Below are 20,682 nucleotides of genomic sequence, written 5' to 3' on the forward strand. Positions count from 1 at the left end.
CGATGTATTCAGCCTACCACGCCAAGTACTACGCCCACGAGCTGACACGGCGACACGCCGCCGATGGCATAGATCGCCTTTCCCAATCGCTGTTCGATGCCAGCGTCGATTTGAACCCGCATCAGATCGAGGCGGCGCTGTTCGCCCTTCGGAACCCATTGCAGGAAGGTGTACTGCTGGCTGACGAGGTGGGGCTGGGCAAGACCATCGAAGCTGCGCTGGTGGTTTGCCAATACTGGGCTGAGCGCCGCCGTCGGCTCCTGGTCATCTGCCCGCCAAGCCTGCGCAAGCAATGGGCGCAGGAGCTGCACGACAAGTTCGCTGTGCCCACCACCGTGGTCGATGCGGTTTCGCTGCGCAAGCAGTCCGCTGGTGACATGCTCGCCACCTTGCAACGGCAGGTTGGCAAGGCGGTCGTGATCATGTCCTACCAGTTTGCCGCCAAGCTGGAAGCTGAGCTGCGCGCCGTGCCTTGGGATGTGGTGGTCATCGATGAAGCGCATAAGCTGCGCAATGCGCACCGCGCCAGCAACCGTACCGGGCAGGCGCTCAAGCGTGCACTGCAAGGTCGCAAGAAGCTGCTGCTCACCGCCACGCCGCTGCAGAATTCATTGATAGAACTTTACGGCCTGTCCACGCTGATTGACGAGCACCTGTTCGGCGGCGAAACCGCCTTCCGCAAGCAATTCATGAACAGCGGAACGGGCCTGGATGAGCTGCGTGAGCGACTTGCCAGCTTCGCCAAGCGCACGCTGCGCCGTGACGTACTGGAGTACATCAAGTACACCGAGCGCAAGGCCCTAACCCAGCCGTTCAATCCCACTGACGATGAGCAGGTGCTGTACGAGCGCATCTCGGAATTTCTGCAAAAGGAAAACTCCTACGCCCTACCCAGACAGCAGCGCCATCTCACGGGGTTGATCTTGCGCAAGCTGCTGGCGTCCAGTGCGCCCGCCGTCGCTGCCACGTTGGTCGCCATCCGCGAGCGCCTGCACGGCTTGCTCACGGCAGACAAAACGGAAGACGATGGCAGCCAACTGGTCGAACGGCTTATCGCCGAGGACGACTGGGAGCAGGACTATCTGGAAGAGGAAGCCATCGAGGCCGACGAAGACACCGAAACACCCACGACTGAGCCATCCGAAGACGGCAAGCCGGGCACTGCAAAAGATGCCTATGCCGCGCGCGCCGTCATCACCGCCGAGATTGCGGAACTGACCGCGCTCATCGATGCCGCGCAAGCGCTGCAAATTGACACCAAGGCGCAGGCACTACTGAAGGCGCTCACTCTGGGCTTCAACAAAATGGCCGAGCTGGGCGCGCCACGCAAAGCCATCATCTTCACGGAGTCCAGGCGCACGCAGGAGTACCTGCACCGCTTTCTTTCCGCCAACGGTCATGCAGGCAAGCTGGTGTTGTTCAGCGGTGCCAACAACCATGAAGACTCCACGGCCATCTACCAGCGCTGGCTGGAAGAGCACAAAGGCACGGATAGTGTTACCGGCTCACCGCAAGTAGATCGCCGCACCGCGCTGATCGACCACTTCCGCAAGGACGACGGTACCGGCGCGGAAATCATGATCGCTACCGAAGCGGCGGCCGAAGGTGTCAACCTGCAGTTCTGTGCACTGATCATTAACTATGACCTGCCGTGGAACCCGCAGCGCGTCGAGCAGCGCATTGGCCGCTGCCACCGCTACGGCCAGCGTTTCGACGTGGTCGTCATCAACTTCCTCAACACCCGAAATCAGGCCGACCATCGCGTGCTGGAACTGCTCACCGATAAGTTCAACTTGTTTTCCGGCGTGTTCGGTGCGAGCGATGAAGTGCTGGGCCGCATTGAAGGCGGCCTCGACTTCGAGAAGCGCATCCTCCAGATTTACGACACCTGCCGCCAGCCCGATCAGATCGAAGCTGCCTTCAACGCCCTGCAAGCGGAGCTGGAAGAAGTTATCGCCGACCGCATCAAAGACACCCAGTCCGAGCTGCTGGAGCACTTCGACGAAGACGTTCACGACCGCCTCAAGCTGCGATTGGATGAAACCGAAGCCCGACTCGACAAGCTGGGCCGCTGGTTTTGGGGTGTCACCCGCTATGCATTGAGCGAGCGGGCACGTTTCGACGAGCAGTCCTACGCCTTCTCTCTGAACGCGCCGCCAACTGGAATTGCCACAGGTCGCTATCAGCTCATCCGTGGGGCGGCGCAGCCGGACATGCTGGCGCACGCCTACCGCCTCAACCACCCGCTTGGGGAGTGGAGTATTGAAGCCAGCCTTAATGCGGCTACGCCCGTCGCCACATTGAAGCTCGACTACGACAAACACGGCGCGCGCGTCTCCGTGATCGAGAAATTGCGCGGCAAGTCCGGCTGGCTGACGCTGGCTCGACTGGAAGTGACCGCCTTCGAGACCACAGAGGCACTGTTGTTCTCCGGCCTCATTGACGATGGTCAGGTACTGGATCAGGAGACCTGCGAAAAGCTGATGACCATTCCAGCAGCGGGCAAACCCACGCCTTTGAGCGCCACCGTGCCCGAGGGCCTGCTGGCCAACAGCCAGCGCGCGGTCGCCGCCACCATTGTCCAGGTGCTGGAAGCCAACCAACGCCTGTTCAATGAAGAACGCGACAAGCTGGAACGCTGGGCTGACGACAAGCTGCTGGCCTCAGAGGAAGCCCTGAAGAACACCAAGGCACGCATCGCGCAGTTGAAGCGCGACGCTCGCAAGGCTTGCACCTTGCAGGAGCAAGACGGCATCCAGCGCGAACTGTCTGAACTGGAGCGCAAGCAACGACGTCTGCGGCAGGAAATTTTCGCCGTCGAGGACGAGATCATTGCCAAGCGCGACGAATTAATTGTCTTGCTCCAGCAGCGCCTGCAAGAAAAAACAAGCAACGAGACCCTGTTCAGCGTGCGCTGGCAGGTGCTCTAACCCGATTCAAGTATCCCGAAACCAGGGCAAGCCATGACCAATAAACAGAACCCCAAATTCCAGGAGCTCGTCGCCAAGCTGCGCGAGATCTTCCAAATCGACCGCCCGGAACTCGACTTCGGCATCTACCGCATCCTCAACGCCCGCGCAGGCGAGATCAACGACTATCTGGAAAACCGATTGGCCGAAAAGGTACAGGCAGCCCTGAGCAATGGTAATGAGTCGCAACGTGAGCAAGTGGTGCGTGAGCTCAAGGAAAAGGAAGCCCAGTACCAGGCCGATGGCATCAACCCGGATACCGTGCCCAAAGTACTGGAGCTTCGGCAGAAACTGGCTCAGTACAGCGCCGGTGCCAATGAACACGAAAACGCCGTGTTCTCCCACCTGTTGGCCTTCTTCTCACGCTATTACCAAGACGGCGACTTTATTAGCCAGCGCCGATACAAGGGCGACACCTACGCCATCCCCTACGCTGGCGAGGAGGTAATGCTGCACTGGGCCAACAAGGATCAGTACTACACAAAGAGCGGCGAAAACTTCAGCAACTACAGCTTCAAGCTTGAAGACGGCCGTACGGTGCATTTCCGCCTCGCCGCCGCCGACACCGCCAAGGACAATCGCAAGGACAACGACAAGGAACGTCGATTTGCCCTAGTGGCGGCGAAGACCGTCACCCGACTGGATGAAAACGGCGACGAATACGAAGAAGAGCTGGTGCCAGTGGAGGAAGCATCGGGCAGTGACGGCAACCAGGAGCTAATCATCCGCTTCGAGTATGCCGCCCAGCCCAAAGGCACCAAGCAGGATGCGCTGGTTACCAAGGCAGTAGAAGCCGTGTTGGGGGACTCAACTGTTAAGGCCCGCTGGCTGGCCCTGGGCAACCGCGCTCCTACGGAGAAGAGCCCGCAACGTACCCTGCTGGAAAAGCACCTGAGCGACTACACCACCAAGAATACGGCGGACTACTTCATCCACAAGGATCTGGGTGGCTTTCTTCGGCGCGAGCTGGACTTCTACGTAAAGAACGAAGTCATGCATCTCGACGACGTGCAGAACGCAGGCGCGTTTGCCGACATTGAGAAAAACCTGCGCATGATCCAGTGCCTACGCAGCATCGCATTGAAGCTGATCGCCTTTCTGGCGCAGTTGGAGGATTTCCAGAAGAAGCTGTGGCTGAAAAAGAAGTTCGTTGTCTCAAGCCATTACTGCATCACACTGGATCGGGTGCCGGATGCGCTATGGCCCGAAGTGGCGGCGAACGAGCGGCAGTGGGAACAATGGAAACAACTTGGCGTTTGGGATAGCGATGCGCAAGGGGCAGTGGAGGACTTGAAAGCTGTGCCATCTCTGATGGTGGATACAAGTCTGTTTGATACTGAAGTTGCACAGAAGCTAGTGGCGGGCATTGAGAACATTGATGCGACTGCATGCGGCCTGCTTATCAATAGTGACAACTTTCAAGGCTTATCCCTGCTACAGGCAAAGTACCGTGAGTGTGTAAGTTGTATTTACATTGATCCACCTTACAACACCGATGCATCAGCAATAACCTACAAGAACGGGTACAAAGACTCTTCTTGGCTCTCCTTGATTCAGACAAGGCTTGATCTAGCAAAGCGCCTCATGGGCGGGGACTCCCTGATTAGCGTTGCGATTGATGATCAAGAAGCATCACCGCTAGTTCAATTGCTTAACTCAACATTCGAGAAGCAAGTGGGTGTTGCCGTAGTCAAGTCAAACCCTCAAAGCCGAAAAACAAAGGGCAAATTTTCGCCTGTGCATGAGTACGCGTTCTTTTATGGGAAAGGCGACAAGGCCGTGCCTTACACCATTGGGTACGGTGCCAGCAAAGCCGCTAGATATCCATTGGAGGACGAACAAGGAAGATATTCATGGATGAACTTCATCCGTGCAGGCAGCAACGATTTGCGGACTGATCGCCCAAGGCTTTATTACCCGATCGCAGTTGATGCTGCTGGCAAGATAAGAATACTGAAGATGGAGTGGAGTGAGGAGAAGCAGGCCTATGACTTGCTAGAACAACCAAGCGGCGACGAAACTCTTGTCTATCCCAATCGAGAGGTGGACGGGCTCCTTGTTGAAAAAAACTGGCAGCGTGGCCATATTCGGGTCAGTGGTGAGTATCAGGAGTATCGCGTTCGCCGTAGTGCAGACGGAGATATCAGCATTGACTTCAAGACCAGAATGGACGACGAAGCACCACCTGTAACCTGGTGGGATAAGGGAGAGTATGCCTCTGCAAATTACGGAGCTCCTGAGCAAAAGGAACTCTTTGGAGAGAAGCTATTCGATTTTCCGAAGGCAAAGAAGCTGGTAGAGGACTCAATTCGCGCCTGCGGTGCTGCAGAGCCGGAAAGCATTACATTGGATTTTTTCGCTGGCTCAGGCACCACAGGGGAAGCAGTGCTAAAAATTGGGCGAGAAACGAAAGCGAATCATCGCTATATTCTCATTGAGCAAGGAACCTACTTTGATACGGTCATAAAGCCACGTATTCTGAAAGCCGTATATTCCGTTGACTGGAAGGATGGCAAACCAACTTCTCCTGAAACTGGTATTTCCCACTGCTTCAAAGTCCTCAAGCTCGAAAGCTACGAAGACACACTGAACAACCTGCAATTGCGCCGCACGTCCGCGCAGGGTGATCTGCTGAACGCGCTACCGCAGCAGGCTAAGGACGACTACCTGCTCAACTACCAGCTGGACGTGGAAAGCCGGGGCTCGTTGCTGTCGGTAGAGGATTTCAGGAGGCCCCTCGACTACACCCTCAACGTGGCCGTGGATTCGGCGGGCGCGTTCGAGCCGCGCAAGATCGATCTGGTCGAAACCTTCAACTATCTGATCGGCCTGCGTGTGAAGCACATCGATGCCCAGCCGCAGCGCGGCTTCGTCACCGTCACCGGCACGCTGCCCAGCGGTGAAAGCTGCCTTGTTCTGTGGCGCGATTGCGATATGCTGGACTACGAGGGCATCAGCAAGCTCTGCGACAAGCTGGCCATCAATCCGGCGGACAACGAGTTCGACGTGGTCTACCTCAACGGCGACCACAACATCCCTACCGTGCTGACGCAAACGGCGGAAGAGGGCGGTGCTACTCGCGTGCTCAAGCTGCGTCAGATCGAACCGGAGTTTCTGGAGCGTATGTTCTCGGTGGAGGACATCTGATGGCGCGGGCAGCAAAACCGAAACCTAAAAAGCGCAGTTTCCATCAGGAACTGGTGCTCAATAGATGGGTGCTGGGGTTCTTTCAGGGCGGCACGCTGGCGGCACTCAAGATGCGCTTGGGCGATGACCGCTTCGAGGGCGTTGACGAGGACGGCCAGACCAAGTTCTTCCACGAACTGATCCGAGGCTTGTTCGATCCCAACAAGGTGCCGGAGGCTGACCTGCGGCGCTATGACTTGAACGTCGTCGCCCACTGGCAGTCCATCACCGCCCAGCGCAACAAGCTGGAAGGCCATGAGTTGCAGATGAAGTACTTCCAGTACCTCTCGCTGCTGTTCACCGAGCTGTATCTGGATTGGTACTTCAACCACCGTCAGGATTTGCTCGACGGCCTGAACGAGGAAATGACGCGCTACCGCGCCGAGACGAGCGCGGAACCGTTCCGCGATTTCGAGGCGGACGACCTGAATAAGATCGCCTTCTGGAATGCCACCGGCAGCGGCAAGACCCTACTGTTGCACGTCAATATTCACCAGTATCTGCACTATTTCCGGGCAGGGCGCAGCGGCAGCTATCCCGACAAGATCATCCTGCTGACACCCAATGAAGGCTTGAGCCGTCAGCACCTGGAGGAGCTGGAGCTATCGGGCTTCGGCTTCTCGCAGTTCTTCAACAAGGCTCAGACGCCGCCGCGCGGCACCATTGAAATCATCGACATCAACAAGCTGGGCGATGAAATGGGCGATAAAACCGTCGCCGTGGGTGCCTTCGAGGGCAACAACCTGGTGCTAGTGGACGAAGGCCATCGTGGTACGGGAACGGCAGCGGGCGCGTGGATGGCGCGGCGTGATGCGCTGGTACGCGGCGGTTTTGCCTTTGAGTACTCGGCCACGTTCGGGCAGGCGGTAGCCAAGGGACTGATAGTTGAAAAAGCGGAAGAAGAACAGCTCAAGTCCAAATGGAAGCTGGCTTACCCTGGGCAGCGCTTCAACCTTGCGTCAGCAAAAGCGGACACAGCCCTTGCCTTGAGCGCAGAGGACAAGCGTCGCGCGCGGATCATCGCCACCCGCGAGATTTACGCCAAGTGCATCCTCTTCGACTACTCGTACAAGTTCTTCTATGAGGACGGCTACGGCAAAGAGTCGCTGATCCTCAACATGAATGGCGAGGCCTATGAGCAGGCGGACAATGCGCGCAAGTATTTCACCGCCTGCCTGCTGGCCTACTACCAGCAGCTTTGGTTGTGGAGCACGCACCGCGACAAGTTGGCCGATTTCAACATCGAGAAGCCACTATGGGTGTTCGTGGGCAACACAGTGTCCGGGGAGGAGTCGGACATTCTGGAAGTGGTGAATTTTCTTGCCGACTTCCTGAACAGCGATGCTCAGATCAAAACCTGGCTGGCCGACCTGATTGCCGACAAGGCTCAAATATTGGACGCCAAGGGCAACAACATCTTCGCCGGGCGCTTCACGCCCTTGATGGGATTCAATGGTCGCGTGGACGCACTGTACGCCGACATTCTGCAGCGTGTGTTTAATGCTTCGGCCCGCCAACGTTTGAAACTGGTCAACATCCGCAGCAGTAAGGGTGAGCTTGCCCTGCGCGTGGGCGATGCGGAGCCCTTCGGCCTGATCAACATTGGCGATGACGCGGGCTTCTTCAGCATGGCGGAGAGCGCTGATACTTTTGACAGTGAACGCGATGACTTCGGCGGCGCGCTCTTCGGCACGTTGAACAACAAGGACAGCCGCCTCAACGTGCTCATCGGCTCACGCAAATTCACCGAAGGCTGGAGCAGTTGGCGCGTGTCTACCATGGGCTTACTGAACATGGGCCAGGGCGAAGGCTCGCAGATTATCCAGTTGTTTGGGCGCGGAGTACGCCTCAAGGGCAAGGGTTTTTCGCTCCAGCGCACTTTGCCGCAGGACAGGCCTAAAGGCGTACACCTAGACAAACTGGAAGCGCTGAACATCTTCGGCGTGCGTGCCAGCTACATGGCGGCGTTCAAGGATTACCTGCGCGAGGAAGGCATTACGCCCAGTGACGAAGTGCTGGAGCTGGACTTCCCGACACGGGCCAACCTGCCCAAGGGCAAGCTCAAGACCTTGGCGCTAAAGGACGGCTACAAAGACAACCAGAAGCAAGGCTTTAAGCGCACGCACTTCCCTTGGCTGTACGAGATTCCCGCCGAGTTTCAAGGGAAGATCAAGCCACCCCACGTGGCGCTTGACCTGTACCCACGTGTGGAAGCGCTATCCAGTAAGGGCGGGGTCGCCGTCTCTACAACGGAAGCGCGCAACAAAGCCAAGCTAAATCAGGCGCTGTTTGCCACTTTCAACTGGGATCACATCTATCTGGCGTTGCAGGAGTACAAAATTCAACGAAGCTGGAGCAATCTGCGGCTGGAACGACAGCGGCTGATCGACTTCTGCTCAGGCGCGCAGGATTGGTACACGTTGTTCATACCGGCAGCGGAATTGGCCGTCACGACTTTCGTCGATATCCGCAAGCAGGAAGATATCCTGCTACGCCTACTGACCGACTACACCGACCGCTTTTATAACGCCTTGAAAAAAGGCTATGAAGGCCAGTTCTACGACATTACCCACATCGATGAAGAGCATGGGTCGATGCTCAAGCTGTACCAATTCGAGATCGATAACAGCGACGACGGACTGGAGTATCAGGCGAAGCTGGAGGTGCTGAAGAAGCTGGTGGCGGACGGCAAGATCGGCGAGGCCAGTAAATGGAACGCGCCGCACATGGTCGCCATCAGCTTCGACCGCCACTTGTACTACCCGCTGCTGGCATTGGAGGACAAGGATGCAGTGCCGCTGAAACTGCGTCCGCTTGCCTTTGACGCGCCCAGCGAGTGGGAGTTTGTTCGTGACTTGGAAACGTTCTATAACTCGGCAGAAGGCAAGGAAGCGGTTGGCCAGCGCAGCCTCTATCTATTGCGCAATGCAGACCGGGAAGATAAAGGTCTGGGCTTCGCGTTGGCGGGCAACTTCTACCCGGACTTCCTGCTTTGGCTGGTGGACGATACCAGCGGCAAACAATGGCTGACCTTCGTCGATCCGAAGGGTTTGCGCAATCTCGATATGTCTCACCCCAAGCTGGGCCTCTACAAAGAAGTGAAGACGCTGGAAGCAACGTTGGCAGCGCAAGCTAAGGCTGGCGAAGCGCCGCTGGTCTTGAATGCCTTCGTGTTGTCGCCGACGAAATTCTCTGACCTGCTTAACGTGGGCGACCCGGCAAAGAAAGCCGATCTCGAAAGTCGCAACGTGTTGTTCATGGAGGATGGTGCCAGCACCTATCTGAAAAAGCTCTTCTCAACTTTAATTTGAGAATGGCATTCTTCATGGAGTTTTTGACCCTTGACCCTAACCCAGTTTTTAGTACCGATCTAAATTAGAGAAATCCGGCATGTGACCCTAACCCAGTTTTTAGTACCGATCTAAATTAGAGAAATCCGGCATGATTTCACCATATGGAATAGGAGCCATGCCGTGAAGAGATCGAAATACACCGAAGAGCAAATCGCCTTTGCGCTGAAGCAGGCCGAACTAGGAACGGCCGTACCTGAGGTCTGCCGCAAGATGGGCGTGAGCGAAGCCACCTTCTACAACTGGAAGAAGAAATTCGGCGGGCTTGGCCCCTCGGAGTTGCGACGACTTCGCCAGCTTGAAGAGGAATGCAATCGCCTTAAGCGCCTGGTCGCGGACCTGTCGTTGGACAAGGCTATGTTGCAGGACGTTCTGGCAAAAAAGCTCTGAAGCCTTCGCGGCGTCGCGTACTCGTGGATGATCTGATGAAGCGCTACGGCGTCGGCGTGACCAAGGCATGCGCCGCAGTCATGATTTCCCGGTCGTTGTATCGCTACGAATCGTGTCGACGCGACAGTGGCGCGCTGGTCATGCGAATCCACGAGATAGCGCATACGCGCGTTCACTACGGATACCGGCGTGTACACGTGATGCTGCGCCGCGAAGGCTATCGAGACAATCACAAACGGGTCTACCGTTTGTATCGCGAACAAGGCTTGTCCTTGCGGCACCAGCGCCCCAAGCGCAATAAGTCGGCGCAACGTCGCCAGCCCAAAGCGGTCGCACAAGCGATCAATGACATCTGGAGCATGGACTTCGTCATGGACCAATTGTTCGATGGTCGCCGCCTGCGTGCATTGACTCTGGTCGACAATTACACCAGAGAGTGTCTGGCCATTGACATTGGGCAAAACCTGCGGGGTAACGATGTGGTGGCGACGCTCGGTCGCGTATGCGCACTGCGCGGCTTGCCGCGCGTCATCAAAACCGATAACGGCAGCGAGTTCATCTCCAAAGCCATGGACAAATGGGCATACGAAAATGGGGTGGAAATCGACTTCAGCCGGCCCGGCAAGCCGACAGACAATGCGCAGTGCGAATCCTTCAACGGCCGCTTCCGTCAGGAATGCCTGAATAGCCACTGGTTCTTGTCATTTGCTGATGCCAAGGAGAAAATCGATGCCTGGCGGACGTACTATAACGAGGTTCGTCCCCACTCCGCGCTGAAGTGGCAGGCACCTGCTGAATACGCGCGCCAGCACTTGGCCAGCGGCCAAAGTACCAACCTCAATGAGCCGGAAATCTCTACTTCTGATCCGGACTAATTCGGGGTTAGGGTCATGAGCCGGAAATCTCTACTTCTGATCCGGACTAATTCGGGGTTAGGGTCAGTTAGGGTCAAAAGGACTAGAAACCATCAATCACAACATTTAGCCCGCCTCGGATTAAGTTTGGATTTGAAAAGACTGCTCCGTCACGGAGCGGCTTAGTTTTGACGCCCTCTATAAAAACAAGGATTATTTATGCCCACTTTGGATTTCGAATCAGAGAAAGCGCAATTTAGGGATTTTCACAATTCAAACCGTGATCTACTTGAAGATGCAAAGAAATCTTTTATAGCGCTTACGAACTCGCTCCTGATTCATGCTGGCGCTATAGCTGTATCGAAAATAGAGGGCCGTGTTAAAGATCGGGAAGAGTGCATCAAGAAGTTCAACTTAAAATACCGCACGGATCTCGAATCAAACTCAACCCCCTACACGATACGGGATCATATTACCGACCTTATAGGTTTGCGAGTCGTATGCCTTTACGAAGACGATGTTGAAAAAGTCGAAAAATGTCTCTCAGAACACTTTGAAATAATTGATAAAACAGACAAGAGCGCACAGATAGAAAACACAGAGGGTTCTTTTGGTTATAAAGGTCTGCATCTAGACGTGCGACTCAACGAAAACAGAAAAGCTATGCCAGAGTATGCCAAGTACTCTGAGTTCAGATTCGAGATTCAGGTTAGAACAATCATCCAAGACTCATGGAGCGTGCTTGATCACAAGATTAAGTATAAAAAATCAATCCCTATAGGACTAAAACGACGTATTAATACACTCGCCGCGCTGTTTGAACTTGCTGACCGAGAGTTTCGCGAGATCAGAAAATCTACGGTAGAAGAAATCGAAAAAGAAGAGATTTCGGATGAACTTCTGAAGCAGGAGACAGATGAGATCCAAATCAACCCCAGCGAAGGAAAGCCCCAGCATTCGAAACTAAATGCCTTCAGTTTTCTGAAAATTGCACAACACTTCTTTAAAGACTTTGAGTTCGAACCACATAAGGTTGACGGATTTACTCAAGAAATCGTTAGACTCAAGTCGGGCATCAGCAGGGGAAAGTTCAACTTTTATATGAAGGAAAACATTGCAAAAGCTAAGCGCTACCAAGAGGCATTCGAAAGCTCAAACCAAAATGATAGACTGAATCCATACACCATAATACGGCATTGCCTTTTTCTAGGTGACAGACAATCATTTGAAAGTATATTGACAATCTCAGCGCGAGAGAGCTTCGAGGACTGGTTGGCTAAAAATGACCAATGACCATGCAGCCTGAAGATCACGTGTCGGCTTAACTCTGTACCGAATCGAGGTACAGTACAGGTACAGTAACCAGTTTTCACCAATTTGGCTAAAATACGCTAACCTACTGATTTGGAACTGGTTTTACCTATTTCAACCTACGCTAGAATTCGCCCCATTCCCCTGTAGAAACACTGTAGATCCCCAACTCAAAATCCCCCACCGCAAGGCGTGCCGGTTCGATTCCGGCCCCGGGCACCATCAAATAGCTTTCAGCATGCACGTCGCTGGAAGTCATCGCACGCAGCTCAAACGCACAAACCCCGTATCGGGGAGATCCTCAGCGTAGTGTCGGGTACCGTTCCAGTACCGCAATATGGCACACGCCCTGAAGGGACTCCGCTCCCTGCGCGATGACGACAAAAACCCACCGGCAATACCTCTTCGACATCATTCTCTCGATCGCTTTGGCGGGCTGACTTGGCGCGCTCGGGATCATTATGGTGATCTCGTCGAACTTGGGTTTGGGCATCGTGGCGTTGATCACGGCGGCGATCTGCGTGGGGGGCCGCTTCGCCAGACACATCTTCAAATAACGAAGCGGTCCGTTTCCGCTCTAATCGGCATATTCGCCTGCGTCCTTGAAGACTTTAGCCCAGCGCGTCTTCTCGCCTTCAAGGAACTTCCGATGTTGCGCAGGCTCCAGGCGCTCATCGGTCACTATCGTCACGCCCAGACTCTCCTGGCGCTTGATGAATGCCGGGTCCTTCAAGGCGGTGCGAAGTGCTGTGTTCAGCGTGGCGATAGCCTCCGGCGGGGTGCCTTTCGGTGCGTACAACCCGTGCCAGATTTGCACATTGAAGCCGGTGAGTCCAGCCTCATCCAGCGTTGGCGTGTCCTTGAGAGCAGGTAGTGAGAGACGTTGCAGACTAGTCACGCCAAAGACCTTTACCCTTTTGCCCTCTATCTGTGGAACAGCATTGGTCGCCTGCTCACACATGATATCGACCTGCCCGCCAAGCAGATCGTTCATAGCTGGCCCAGTTCCTTTGTATGGAACAGTCGTCATGCTGGCCTTCAACGTGCTCTGAAGCATCAGTCCGCACAAGTGGGATGCAGAGCCCAGGCCGGCATTGGCAAGGTTGACTTTGCCGCCGCTCGCGTTGATCCATTGTCTGAGTTCCGCAAACGTATTGGCCGGCACGCCAGGCCGTCCAATGATGACCGACGGCGCCTCGTTGATCAGGCCAAGCGTCTCGAAGTCGTCCGGCACCTTAAAACTCAGCTTGCGATACAGGGATGGCGCGGTAGCCATGCCGATGTGATGTACAAGGAGCGTATAACCGTCCGGGTTGGCCCGGGCAACCTTGGCGGCGCCGATTGTGCCTCCCGCGCCGCTAGCGTTTTCGACAACCACAGTCGTGCCGCCCAGCGGCTTGCGTAACGCCTCGGCCAGGTCCCGCGCAATTTTGTCGGTCGGCCCCCCCGCTGCAAACGGAACGACCAACGTGATGGGCTTGTTCGGAAAATCGGCATGAGCGGCAACTGTGCTTCCAAGCAGAGTAATGCCCGCAGCAACGTACCAAAGCTTCTTCATGGCTTGTGTCCCCTCTATTGTTGACGTTGACTTGAGCTTCATGCAGACAATGTCTGCATCTCACGGTAAAGATCGGCCTTCCCCTCGAAGCCAATGCCGGGTAAGTCGGGCAACGTGACGTAGCTGTTTTCGACTTTGACGCCATCAGGGAACCCGCCATAGGGCTGGAAAAGATCCGGGTACGACTCGTTGCCCCCCAGCCCCAGCCCAGCCGCAATGTTGAGCGACATCTGGTGCCCACCATGGGGGATGCAGCGACTGGATGACCAACCGTGCTCCTTGAGCATCTCCAGAGTGCGCAGGTATTCCACCAATCCGTAACTCAAAGCGCAGTCGAACTGCAACCAATCGCGGTCAGGACGCATGCCGCCGTAGCGGATCAAATTGCGCGCATCCTGCATTGAGAACAGATCTTCGCCAGTTGCCATCGGGTTCTTGTAGTAATTGCGTAGCGTCGCCTGCAACTCGAAGTCGAGCGGGTCGCCCGGCTCTTCGTACCAGAACAGGTCGTACTGCGAAAGCGCCTTGGCGTAAGCGACGGCAGTGTCCAGGTCGAAGCGACCGTTTGCGTCCACACACAGCTTCTGACCGTCCTGCAAAACCTCCATGATTGCGTCGATCCGGCGCAAGTCCTCGTCTAGCGACGCACCGCCGATCTTCTTCTTCACTACCGTATAGCCGCGATCGATGTAGCTGCGCATCTCGTCCTGCAACTTGCGGTAGTCCTGGCCAGGGTAGTAGTAGCCGCCAGCGGCGTAGACGAAGATCTTGCGATTGGGATTGCCATCGCCATAACGGTCGGCTAGAAGTTGGAACAGCGGTTTATCTTCGATCTTCGAAACCGCATCCCAGATAGCCATGTCGATGGTCCCGATGGCCACAGAACGTTCGCCATGCCCACCGGGCTTCTCGTTCGTGAACATCGTCTGCCAGACTTTGTGCGGATCCAGGTTGTTGCCGGTGCTGTCCACCAGCGATTCGGGCTTCGCTTCGAGAATGCGGGGAATGAACCGCTCGCGCATCAACGTGCCCTGGCCGTAGCGGCCGTTGGAATTAAATCCGTAGCCGACCACAGGCTTGCCATCGCGGATAACGTCAGTGATGACGGCCACGAGGCTGAGATTCATTTTGCTAAAATCAATATAGGCGTTGCGGATAGCCGAACTGATCGGGACGGTTTTTTCGCGGATTTCGACGATCTTCATGTTGCCTCTGTACTAACGATGTTGAGGCTTTGATTTTCTACCTCTGGAGCCTCCTACCCCAATGTTCATTTTGGCTACTTCTATGCAGTGGAAGAACCGCCGATGAACTTCATCTGGCTCGGTGATTTTCTCGCGCTCGCTGCCAGCGGTAACTTCTCCCGTGCGGCGGAGGAACGGCATAGCTCGCAGCCCGCGTTTAGCCGGCGAATTCGCGCACTGGAGGCATGGATCGGCGCTCCCTTGGTGGATCGCAGCAGCCAGCCTGCCCAGCTCACCGAAGTCGGTGAGTGGTTCAAGGGAGTTGCGGAGGATCTGGTGGCCAGAACCGCCCGAATGCCCGGGGAGGCCAAGCAGGTGGCCGAAGCCAGTTCGACAACCTTGCGCATCGCGAGCACGCACGCTCTTTCCTTCACCTTCCTGCCGCGCTGGCTTAGAAGTCTTGAGTCGAGGCTGACGTTGGGCGCCGTGGAACTGATGTCAGATGTACTGGCGCGCTGCGAGTTTCAAATGCAGCAAGGCAAGGTTCATTTCCTTTTGAGTCACGCGCACAGTCGTATGTATGGTGAGATGGATTCCGATACATACCTGTCGGCGGTGGTTGGTCATGACCAATTGCTTCCTGTGTCCAAGCCTACGCTGAAGGGGCATCCCCAGCACCGTTTGGACAAAACGGAACGTGACCCCGTTCCGGTGCTGGCCTATACCGATGAGTCAGGATTGGGGAGGATCTTGCGCGCTGTGCAAGGCCGACGACTGGAATCCATCCCGGTTCACATCGTGCTCACCGCCCATCTGGCGTCTGTCCTTCGCTCAATGGCCCTGGACGGACGCGGCATTGCCTGGTTGCCAAAATCGTTGATCCAAGAGGACCTTGACGCGCAGCGGCTCGTCGTCGCAGCAAGCACAGACTGGATGGTGGACTTGGAGATTCGCCTGTACCGAGATCGGGCAATGATTGGGCGCGCGGCCGAAGCGCTTTGGGAGTCCGCTACCGACGTAACCGAGGGGTGAGTGTCTGGACCAGGTTGAAGGCCGGGCGAGTGGCAAAGGTCCTGATACAAACCGCCTTGACAGCCGCTTGCTGTCTTCATTTTTCGAGCGGGCGCCAGCGGTGCCAGAAACACCGCAGCAAAAGGTGGGGCGGGCCGTTAAAGGCTGCGCCATGCATTCCAGAGGTAGCAGAATGGAATTCAAACCTCAGTGTCAGACTGCAATTTCGAATCTATCGCGTTGAAATTGCAGTCTGACACCTTATCCCGGTCACACCTTATCCCGGCTCATGCCCCGCGCGCGGGGTGACGCTGAACCCACCAAGTGCCCAGCGCCAGCGTAATGCCAACAATGGCACCGACAGATAACCCCAGATACAGCAGAAGCACGCCATAGTGTCTTGCAAATGCAAGGCCCGCCAGCCCGCCACACACCAACCCACTGATTATCAGCCGTGGAAACGTGTTCACGGCCTTTCGCGTCCAATAAACCCACAGTCCGAGAACAACGACGGCCATGGGAAGATAAATGATAACGGTGGCAGACGTCAGGACAGCAGAAGAAACCCATGGCTCCGTACCGGGCTGCTTGCCCCAATACCACGTCAATGCGTAAACCGCCCAGACGATATAGCTGGAAAACGGAGCTAGCATAAAGACAAGCATCACTCTAGCGAACTCTAAAGACATATAGTCTCCTTGGGGTATCGCTCAATCTTGACGCGCCAGCTTAGGTTAAATCAGAAACGTAGACCGGCCGCATTTCAGTTCCGCCGCCCACATCGGGGCCGGGGGCCTGCTGCCGCCGCTGGAGGTCGTTGCAACGGCTGACGGCTCTGGCGTAAAGCTTGTAGACAGGCATCGACGCATCGACGCCATGGGACGCGCCATCGCCCAAGGCTTCCCGATCAACTGGGTCTCGATCGTGGCCTTCCAGAGCAACAAGATTGATCGCATGGCGCGCGTATATACCAGCAACAAGAATTCGCAGCTGCGCCCCCTGGAGGCCGCGCGCGGGTTCAAGCGCTTCCGAGGCCCGGGTCTGGACAGAACCGAAATCGCCGCCAGCGTCCATTTCAGCCGAACCCGTGTCGAAAACTACCTCGTCCTGCCCGACGCCCAGCGTGACGCGCGAGAACTGGTCCGGTCTTGCCAGGTTGCCGATACGCTACATGACCTTCAGAGGCATCGAGGGCAAGGCTACACAGCTCTAATCAGAGACCCCGTGGAAGCCGCGCGAAGGCGACACCGCACACGGCGGACGACGGTCAAGACATTGCGGCGTGTAGTACGAACATCGATAAAAAGCGACGGCGGCGCCCGGCCATCGTTACAATACGTTTATATACACACGCCACTCTGTGGAGCGCATGATTGGCCGCCACACGCACGATCCCTACCCGCCCCTTGAGACGGTTGTCTCTGCGCCAAGCGCTCGTACTACTCGGCTTTGCGTGCTCTCTCCCGGCGGTGCTTGTTGCGTCTCTGACTGTGTATGAAGACTATCGTCTGCACAAGGAACGGATCTACCACGCCACCGTGTCGATTGCTCGGAGTATTACCGTCGACTGGGAGCGGGAGATTCATGGTGTGACGGCCGGTCTGCAAGTGCTGACCGCTTCTGAAGAACTGTCTCGCGGCGACCTGCGCGCTTTTCACGCGAAGGCGCGCCAGATAGCTCAATTGCAGAACGTCGATAGCTACGTGCTCGTTGACGGTCGCCGTATGCAAATACTGAATACCGCGCACGACTCCACGCGTCCCGCAGTACGCGCATCCGCGCCCGAAGAGGCGCTAAACCGGGTGTTCTCGTACCGCACCGTGGAGCAAACGGATTTATTCAAAACCACCACAAACCGCTACTTGATTGCTATCAGCGTGCCTGTTGTCCTCGACGGCGAGGTGCGCTACAGCTTACAGGCGGGCATCAGCCCCGACGCCATCGGAAAGATATTGGGGCGTCAGGCGCTGGGGGAAGGTTGGGTTGCAGCATTGCTCGACTCGCAAGGCATTATCGCGGGCCGAACACGCGATGGGGCTCAGTTCATAGGGCAACCGGCAGTTTCATCGCTCCGACGCGCCGTCATAGCAAGAGCGGAAGACACGTTGGAAAGCACTACCAAAGAGGGCACCCCGGTTTTTACGGCATTCACGCATACGTCGGACGGCAAGTGGGCGGTCGCTGTTGGCGCGCCGTCGAACGTTCTGTCAGAAGAACTTACTGCCTCTTTGCTCAAAATCATCCTGGCTGGCGCCGCCCTCATCGGTCTGGGCGTGGCGCTGGCAGCTTGGATGGCACGTGCAATCGAACGGTCCATCACGGCGCTTATCGAGCCAGCCGTGGACCTTGGCCGCGGGGCGGCCTTTGTCGCCCCGCCTACGCACTTTGTGGAAACCGCTGCACTCGGGGCAGCCCTGACAGAAACGTCGCATATGTTGGCGCGCGCGCAACAGATGGCTTATCACGACCCCCTTACGGGGCTGTGCAACCGCGTTCTGTTCCAGGAGGTCGCGAATCAGGTGTTGGCGGCTGCGGCCAGGGCAAACCGCCCGGTAGCTATCCTTGCCATTGATCTGGACCACTTCAAGGACGTCAACGATACCCAGGGGCACGCCATGGGCGATGCCGTGCTGAAGGCTGTCGCGCAACGCATGAAGAGCGCATTCCGTGCATCGGACGTCATCGCCCGATTTGGTGGCGACGAGTTCTTCGTGTTGATGGACGACGCCAACGCGGAGATTGCGCTATCCGCAGGAGACGGCTTGGTCAAGATACTGTCCGAACAGTACCCGGGAGTGACTGCCAAAGTGAGTGCGTCCGTCGGTATCTCGGTCTTTCCGATAGACGGGGAAAACCTGGATTCGCTCCTCGCGGAGGCAGATGCCGCCCTGTATGCCGCGAAGAGCGCGGGCCGATCCCGAGCGTTGCGCCGCACGACATCCCCGTAGTGTCAGGTACAGTTCCAGTACCGTAATGTGGCGCATGCCCCAGACATTCCGCTCCCTGCGCGATGACGACAAAAACCTACCGGCACTACCTCTTCGGCATCATTATCTCGATCGCGTTGGCGGGTTGGCTTGCCGCGCTGGGCATCGTCGCCGTCACCTCGCCCGACCTGGGCTGGGGCATCGTGGCGCTGATCACGGCGGCGATCTGGGTGGGTGGGCCGCTTGCGATCGTGCTCGTGATCACCTGGTTCGCCTACCTGGCGCGCGACCGTGGGCAGATGCCGGGACGCGTGCATGCGGTGCTTTTCCTGCCGACCTTGGCGGCGTTGCTGATTTATCCCATCAGCGAATCCATCGAGCGGGGAAAGTACGATTCGTTCAGCGCCGCTCATCCCCCCATTGCCGAAACGCATGTGAACCTGAGCGGCAAGGACCTGTGGATCGATACGAAGCCCTATGCCAGCTCGGCGTCGGGAGCGGGCCCGAACATGCCGCTTGCAGCCACCCAGCCCGAGCGTTTCGCCGCCTTCATCCGCTATCCCAGCCCTGAAACGAACTACAGTGCTTCCAATACGTTTCCCTATACGGGCGCGCGCCTGAACGACAACCTGGAGCGATACACCTATCGTGTGGCGTCCGGCGAAACCGGCGATTCGCTACCGTTGACCCGTCTGCCCTATCCCGACGTATCGCCGTTCTTTCCGATCCTTGGGAAAAGGGAAGCGACGATGCTCAGGCACCTCTATTTCCACTACCCCGACCATGTGGAGGTTGCGCCCGCGCTGCAACGTCTGGCGGGTATGACGGAGCAACAGTTGGACGGCAAGAAGCTGAAAGGGCTGGTGTTGTTCAAGGCCCAGAACTACACGCCAAACGGTATCGCCCGGCTGGAGATCAATGGGCGGACGCTGGATGTCGGTGAACGCGCACTCGCGTCGGTTGCGCCGCTACCCGCCACCTGCCACGACTACGCCTACCCGGTGGGCGAGGCATTCATGGATCTGGACCAACCGTTGACCGTGCGCTGGCAAACGGTGGATGCGCCGCAGATCTGGCAGACGGCCACGTTGCAGGTTCCCGCATTCCGCCAACCTGGACGGATCGACGGGGAATCGACGCTACTGCGTGTCCAACTCTATTTCCTGCCGGACGGCACCGTCGAGGGCGAACGTTTTGTCGAGGTCCGCCAGTCTCGCAATCAGTTGGCCATACGCGCGACCGGCGTGCCCGCGCGGGCGGCCGCTTATGCCGGCTGCGGCGGCGCCTTCAGTGCGTTCAATCCACAAACGGTGAAGCTGCTGGCTGACTAATTTTCGGTTCTGGCAAAACCCGCTACCGCTCAAACCGTGTACCGTTGATAAAAGTCATGATATTCAACGCAGCACTTCAGATAGGCTTATGCGCACTATGAAAGGCAAGTCCTCGTCCACGAAGGATGGCTATTTGTTTTCTGATCAGATAGGTCACCTGCTGCGGCGGGTCTATCAGCGGCATACCGCCCTATTCCAGCAGTACATTCCCGACTCCCAACTCACCGCGGCGCAGTTCGTCGTGCTGTGTTCGGTGCGGGACCATGGCGCGAGCTCGCTGGCTGATCTGGTCAAGGCAACGGTCATCGACCAGGCCACCGTGCGCGGCGTGGTCGACCGGTTGAAGCAGCGCGAACTGGTCCAGGTGGACCACGACCCCATCGACCGCCGTAAGGTCGTCATCAATCTGACGCCCATCGGGCAGGAACTGGTTGCGCAGATGGAGCCGTTCGCCAAGCAGATCACCGAAAGCACGTACGGCAACCTGAACCCCGCCGAGCGCCTGGCGCTGGATTTTCTGCTGACCAAAATGCTGAACGGCGACGAACAGGCTTAAGGCCCGTTCGCCGCCGTTGCGCATTCAGCCTGGCAATGCGCCAGGCGATCAATCA

At 56.8% G+C, this 20,682-nt stretch carries 13 protein-coding genes; 9 read left to right on the forward strand and 4 right to left on the reverse strand.

The window, feature by feature from the left end; genetic code table 11:
• Nucleotides 1-2: 2 nt before the first annotated feature.
• From HG262_RS03065 to HG262_RS03085, 5 genes are all read left to right on the forward strand, one after another.
• Nucleotides 3-2,930 (forward strand): SNF2-related protein, encoded by a 2,928-nt coding sequence (locus HG262_RS03065; protein WP_169269640.1) that lies wholly within the window; start codon nucleotides 3-5, stop codon nucleotides 2,928-2,930.
• A gap of 33 nt (nucleotides 2,931-2,963) precedes the next feature.
• Nucleotides 2,964-6,116: a DNA methyltransferase gene (locus HG262_RS03070; RefSeq protein WP_169269641.1), complete on the forward strand. Its 3,153-nt coding sequence runs from the start codon at nucleotides 2,964-2,966 to the stop codon at nucleotides 6,114-6,116.
• Complete coding sequence (locus tag HG262_RS03075; protein ID WP_169269642.1) at nucleotides 6,116-9,466, forward strand: DEAD/DEAH box helicase family protein; 3,351 nt, start codon at nucleotides 6,116-6,118, stop codon at nucleotides 9,464-9,466. The genes HG262_RS03070 and HG262_RS03075 overlap by 1 nt, the downstream gene beginning before the upstream one ends.
• A gap of 162 nt (nucleotides 9,467-9,628) precedes the next feature.
• A protein-coding gene (locus tag HG262_RS03080; RefSeq protein ID WP_348984357.1) for an IS3 family transposase occupies nucleotides 9,629-10,770 on the forward strand; the annotation gives its coding sequence in 2 pieces (ribosomal slippage) (nucleotides 9,629-9,881 and nucleotides 9,881-10,770; 1,143 coding nt in all).
• A gap of 198 nt (nucleotides 10,771-10,968) precedes the next feature.
• On the forward strand, nucleotides 10,969-12,042 hold the full coding sequence (locus tag HG262_RS03085) for a (p)ppGpp synthetase (protein ID WP_169269643.1): 1,074 nt from the start codon (nucleotides 10,969-10,971) through the stop codon (nucleotides 12,040-12,042).
• Nucleotides 12,043-12,637: 595 nt separating this feature from the next.
• Here the strand turns inward: HG262_RS03085 and HG262_RS03090 are convergent.
• Complete coding sequence (locus HG262_RS03090; RefSeq protein ID WP_169269742.1) at nucleotides 12,638-13,618, reverse strand: tripartite tricarboxylate transporter substrate-binding protein; 981 nt, start codon at nucleotides 13,616-13,618, stop codon at nucleotides 12,638-12,640.
• 38 nt (nucleotides 13,619-13,656) lie between these two features.
• On the reverse strand, nucleotides 13,657-14,823 hold the full coding sequence (locus HG262_RS03095) for a mandelate racemase/muconate lactonizing enzyme family protein (RefSeq protein WP_169269644.1): 1,167 nt from the start codon (nucleotides 14,821-14,823) through the stop codon (nucleotides 13,657-13,659).
• A gap of 102 nt (nucleotides 14,824-14,925) precedes the next feature.
• Between HG262_RS03095 and HG262_RS03100 the strand changes: the two genes are divergently transcribed.
• Nucleotides 14,926-15,834, forward strand: a complete 909-nt coding sequence (locus HG262_RS03100; RefSeq protein WP_169269645.1) for a LysR family transcriptional regulator — start codon at nucleotides 14,926-14,928, stop codon at nucleotides 15,832-15,834.
• A gap of 266 nt (nucleotides 15,835-16,100) precedes the next feature.
• Here HG262_RS03100 and HG262_RS03105 read toward each other — a convergent pair whose 3' ends face one another.
• The gene (locus HG262_RS03105; protein ID WP_169269646.1) at nucleotides 16,101-16,502 is read right to left on the reverse strand and encodes a hypothetical protein; all 402 of its coding nucleotides are present in this window, start codon (nucleotides 16,500-16,502) and stop codon (nucleotides 16,101-16,103) included.
• Nucleotides 16,503-16,542: 40 nt separating this feature from the next.
• A complete protein-coding gene (locus HG262_RS03110) occupies nucleotides 16,543-16,887 on the reverse strand; it encodes a hypothetical protein (RefSeq protein ID WP_169269647.1) in 345 nt (114 codons plus the stop codon).
• Nucleotides 16,888-17,303: 416 nt separating this feature from the next.
• Here HG262_RS03110 and HG262_RS31180 point away from each other — a divergent pair, with 416 nt between their 5' ends.
• The 3 genes from HG262_RS31180 (at nucleotide 17,304) to HG262_RS03125 (ending at nucleotide 20,627) form a co-directional block, all read left to right on the forward strand.
• On the forward strand, nucleotides 17,304-18,761 hold the full coding sequence (locus HG262_RS31180) for a sensor domain-containing diguanylate cyclase (protein ID WP_169269648.1): 1,458 nt from the start codon (nucleotides 17,304-17,306) through the stop codon (nucleotides 18,759-18,761).
• Between the two features lie 62 nt (nucleotides 18,762-18,823).
• Nucleotides 18,824-20,071, forward strand: coding sequence for a hypothetical protein (locus HG262_RS03120; protein WP_169269649.1), 1,248 nt, complete (start codon nucleotides 18,824-18,826; stop codon nucleotides 20,069-20,071).
• An 88-nt stretch (nucleotides 20,072-20,159) separates the two neighbouring features.
• On the forward strand, nucleotides 20,160-20,627 hold the full coding sequence (locus tag HG262_RS03125; RefSeq protein WP_211186937.1) for a MarR family transcriptional regulator: 468 nt from the start codon (nucleotides 20,160-20,162) through the stop codon (nucleotides 20,625-20,627).
• The last annotated feature ends 55 nt before the right edge of the window (nucleotides 20,628-20,682 follow it).

This window comes from Achromobacter sp. Bel (assembly GCF_012928505.1).
Classification (GTDB): domain Bacteria; phylum Pseudomonadota; class Gammaproteobacteria; order Burkholderiales; family Burkholderiaceae_B; genus Achromobacter.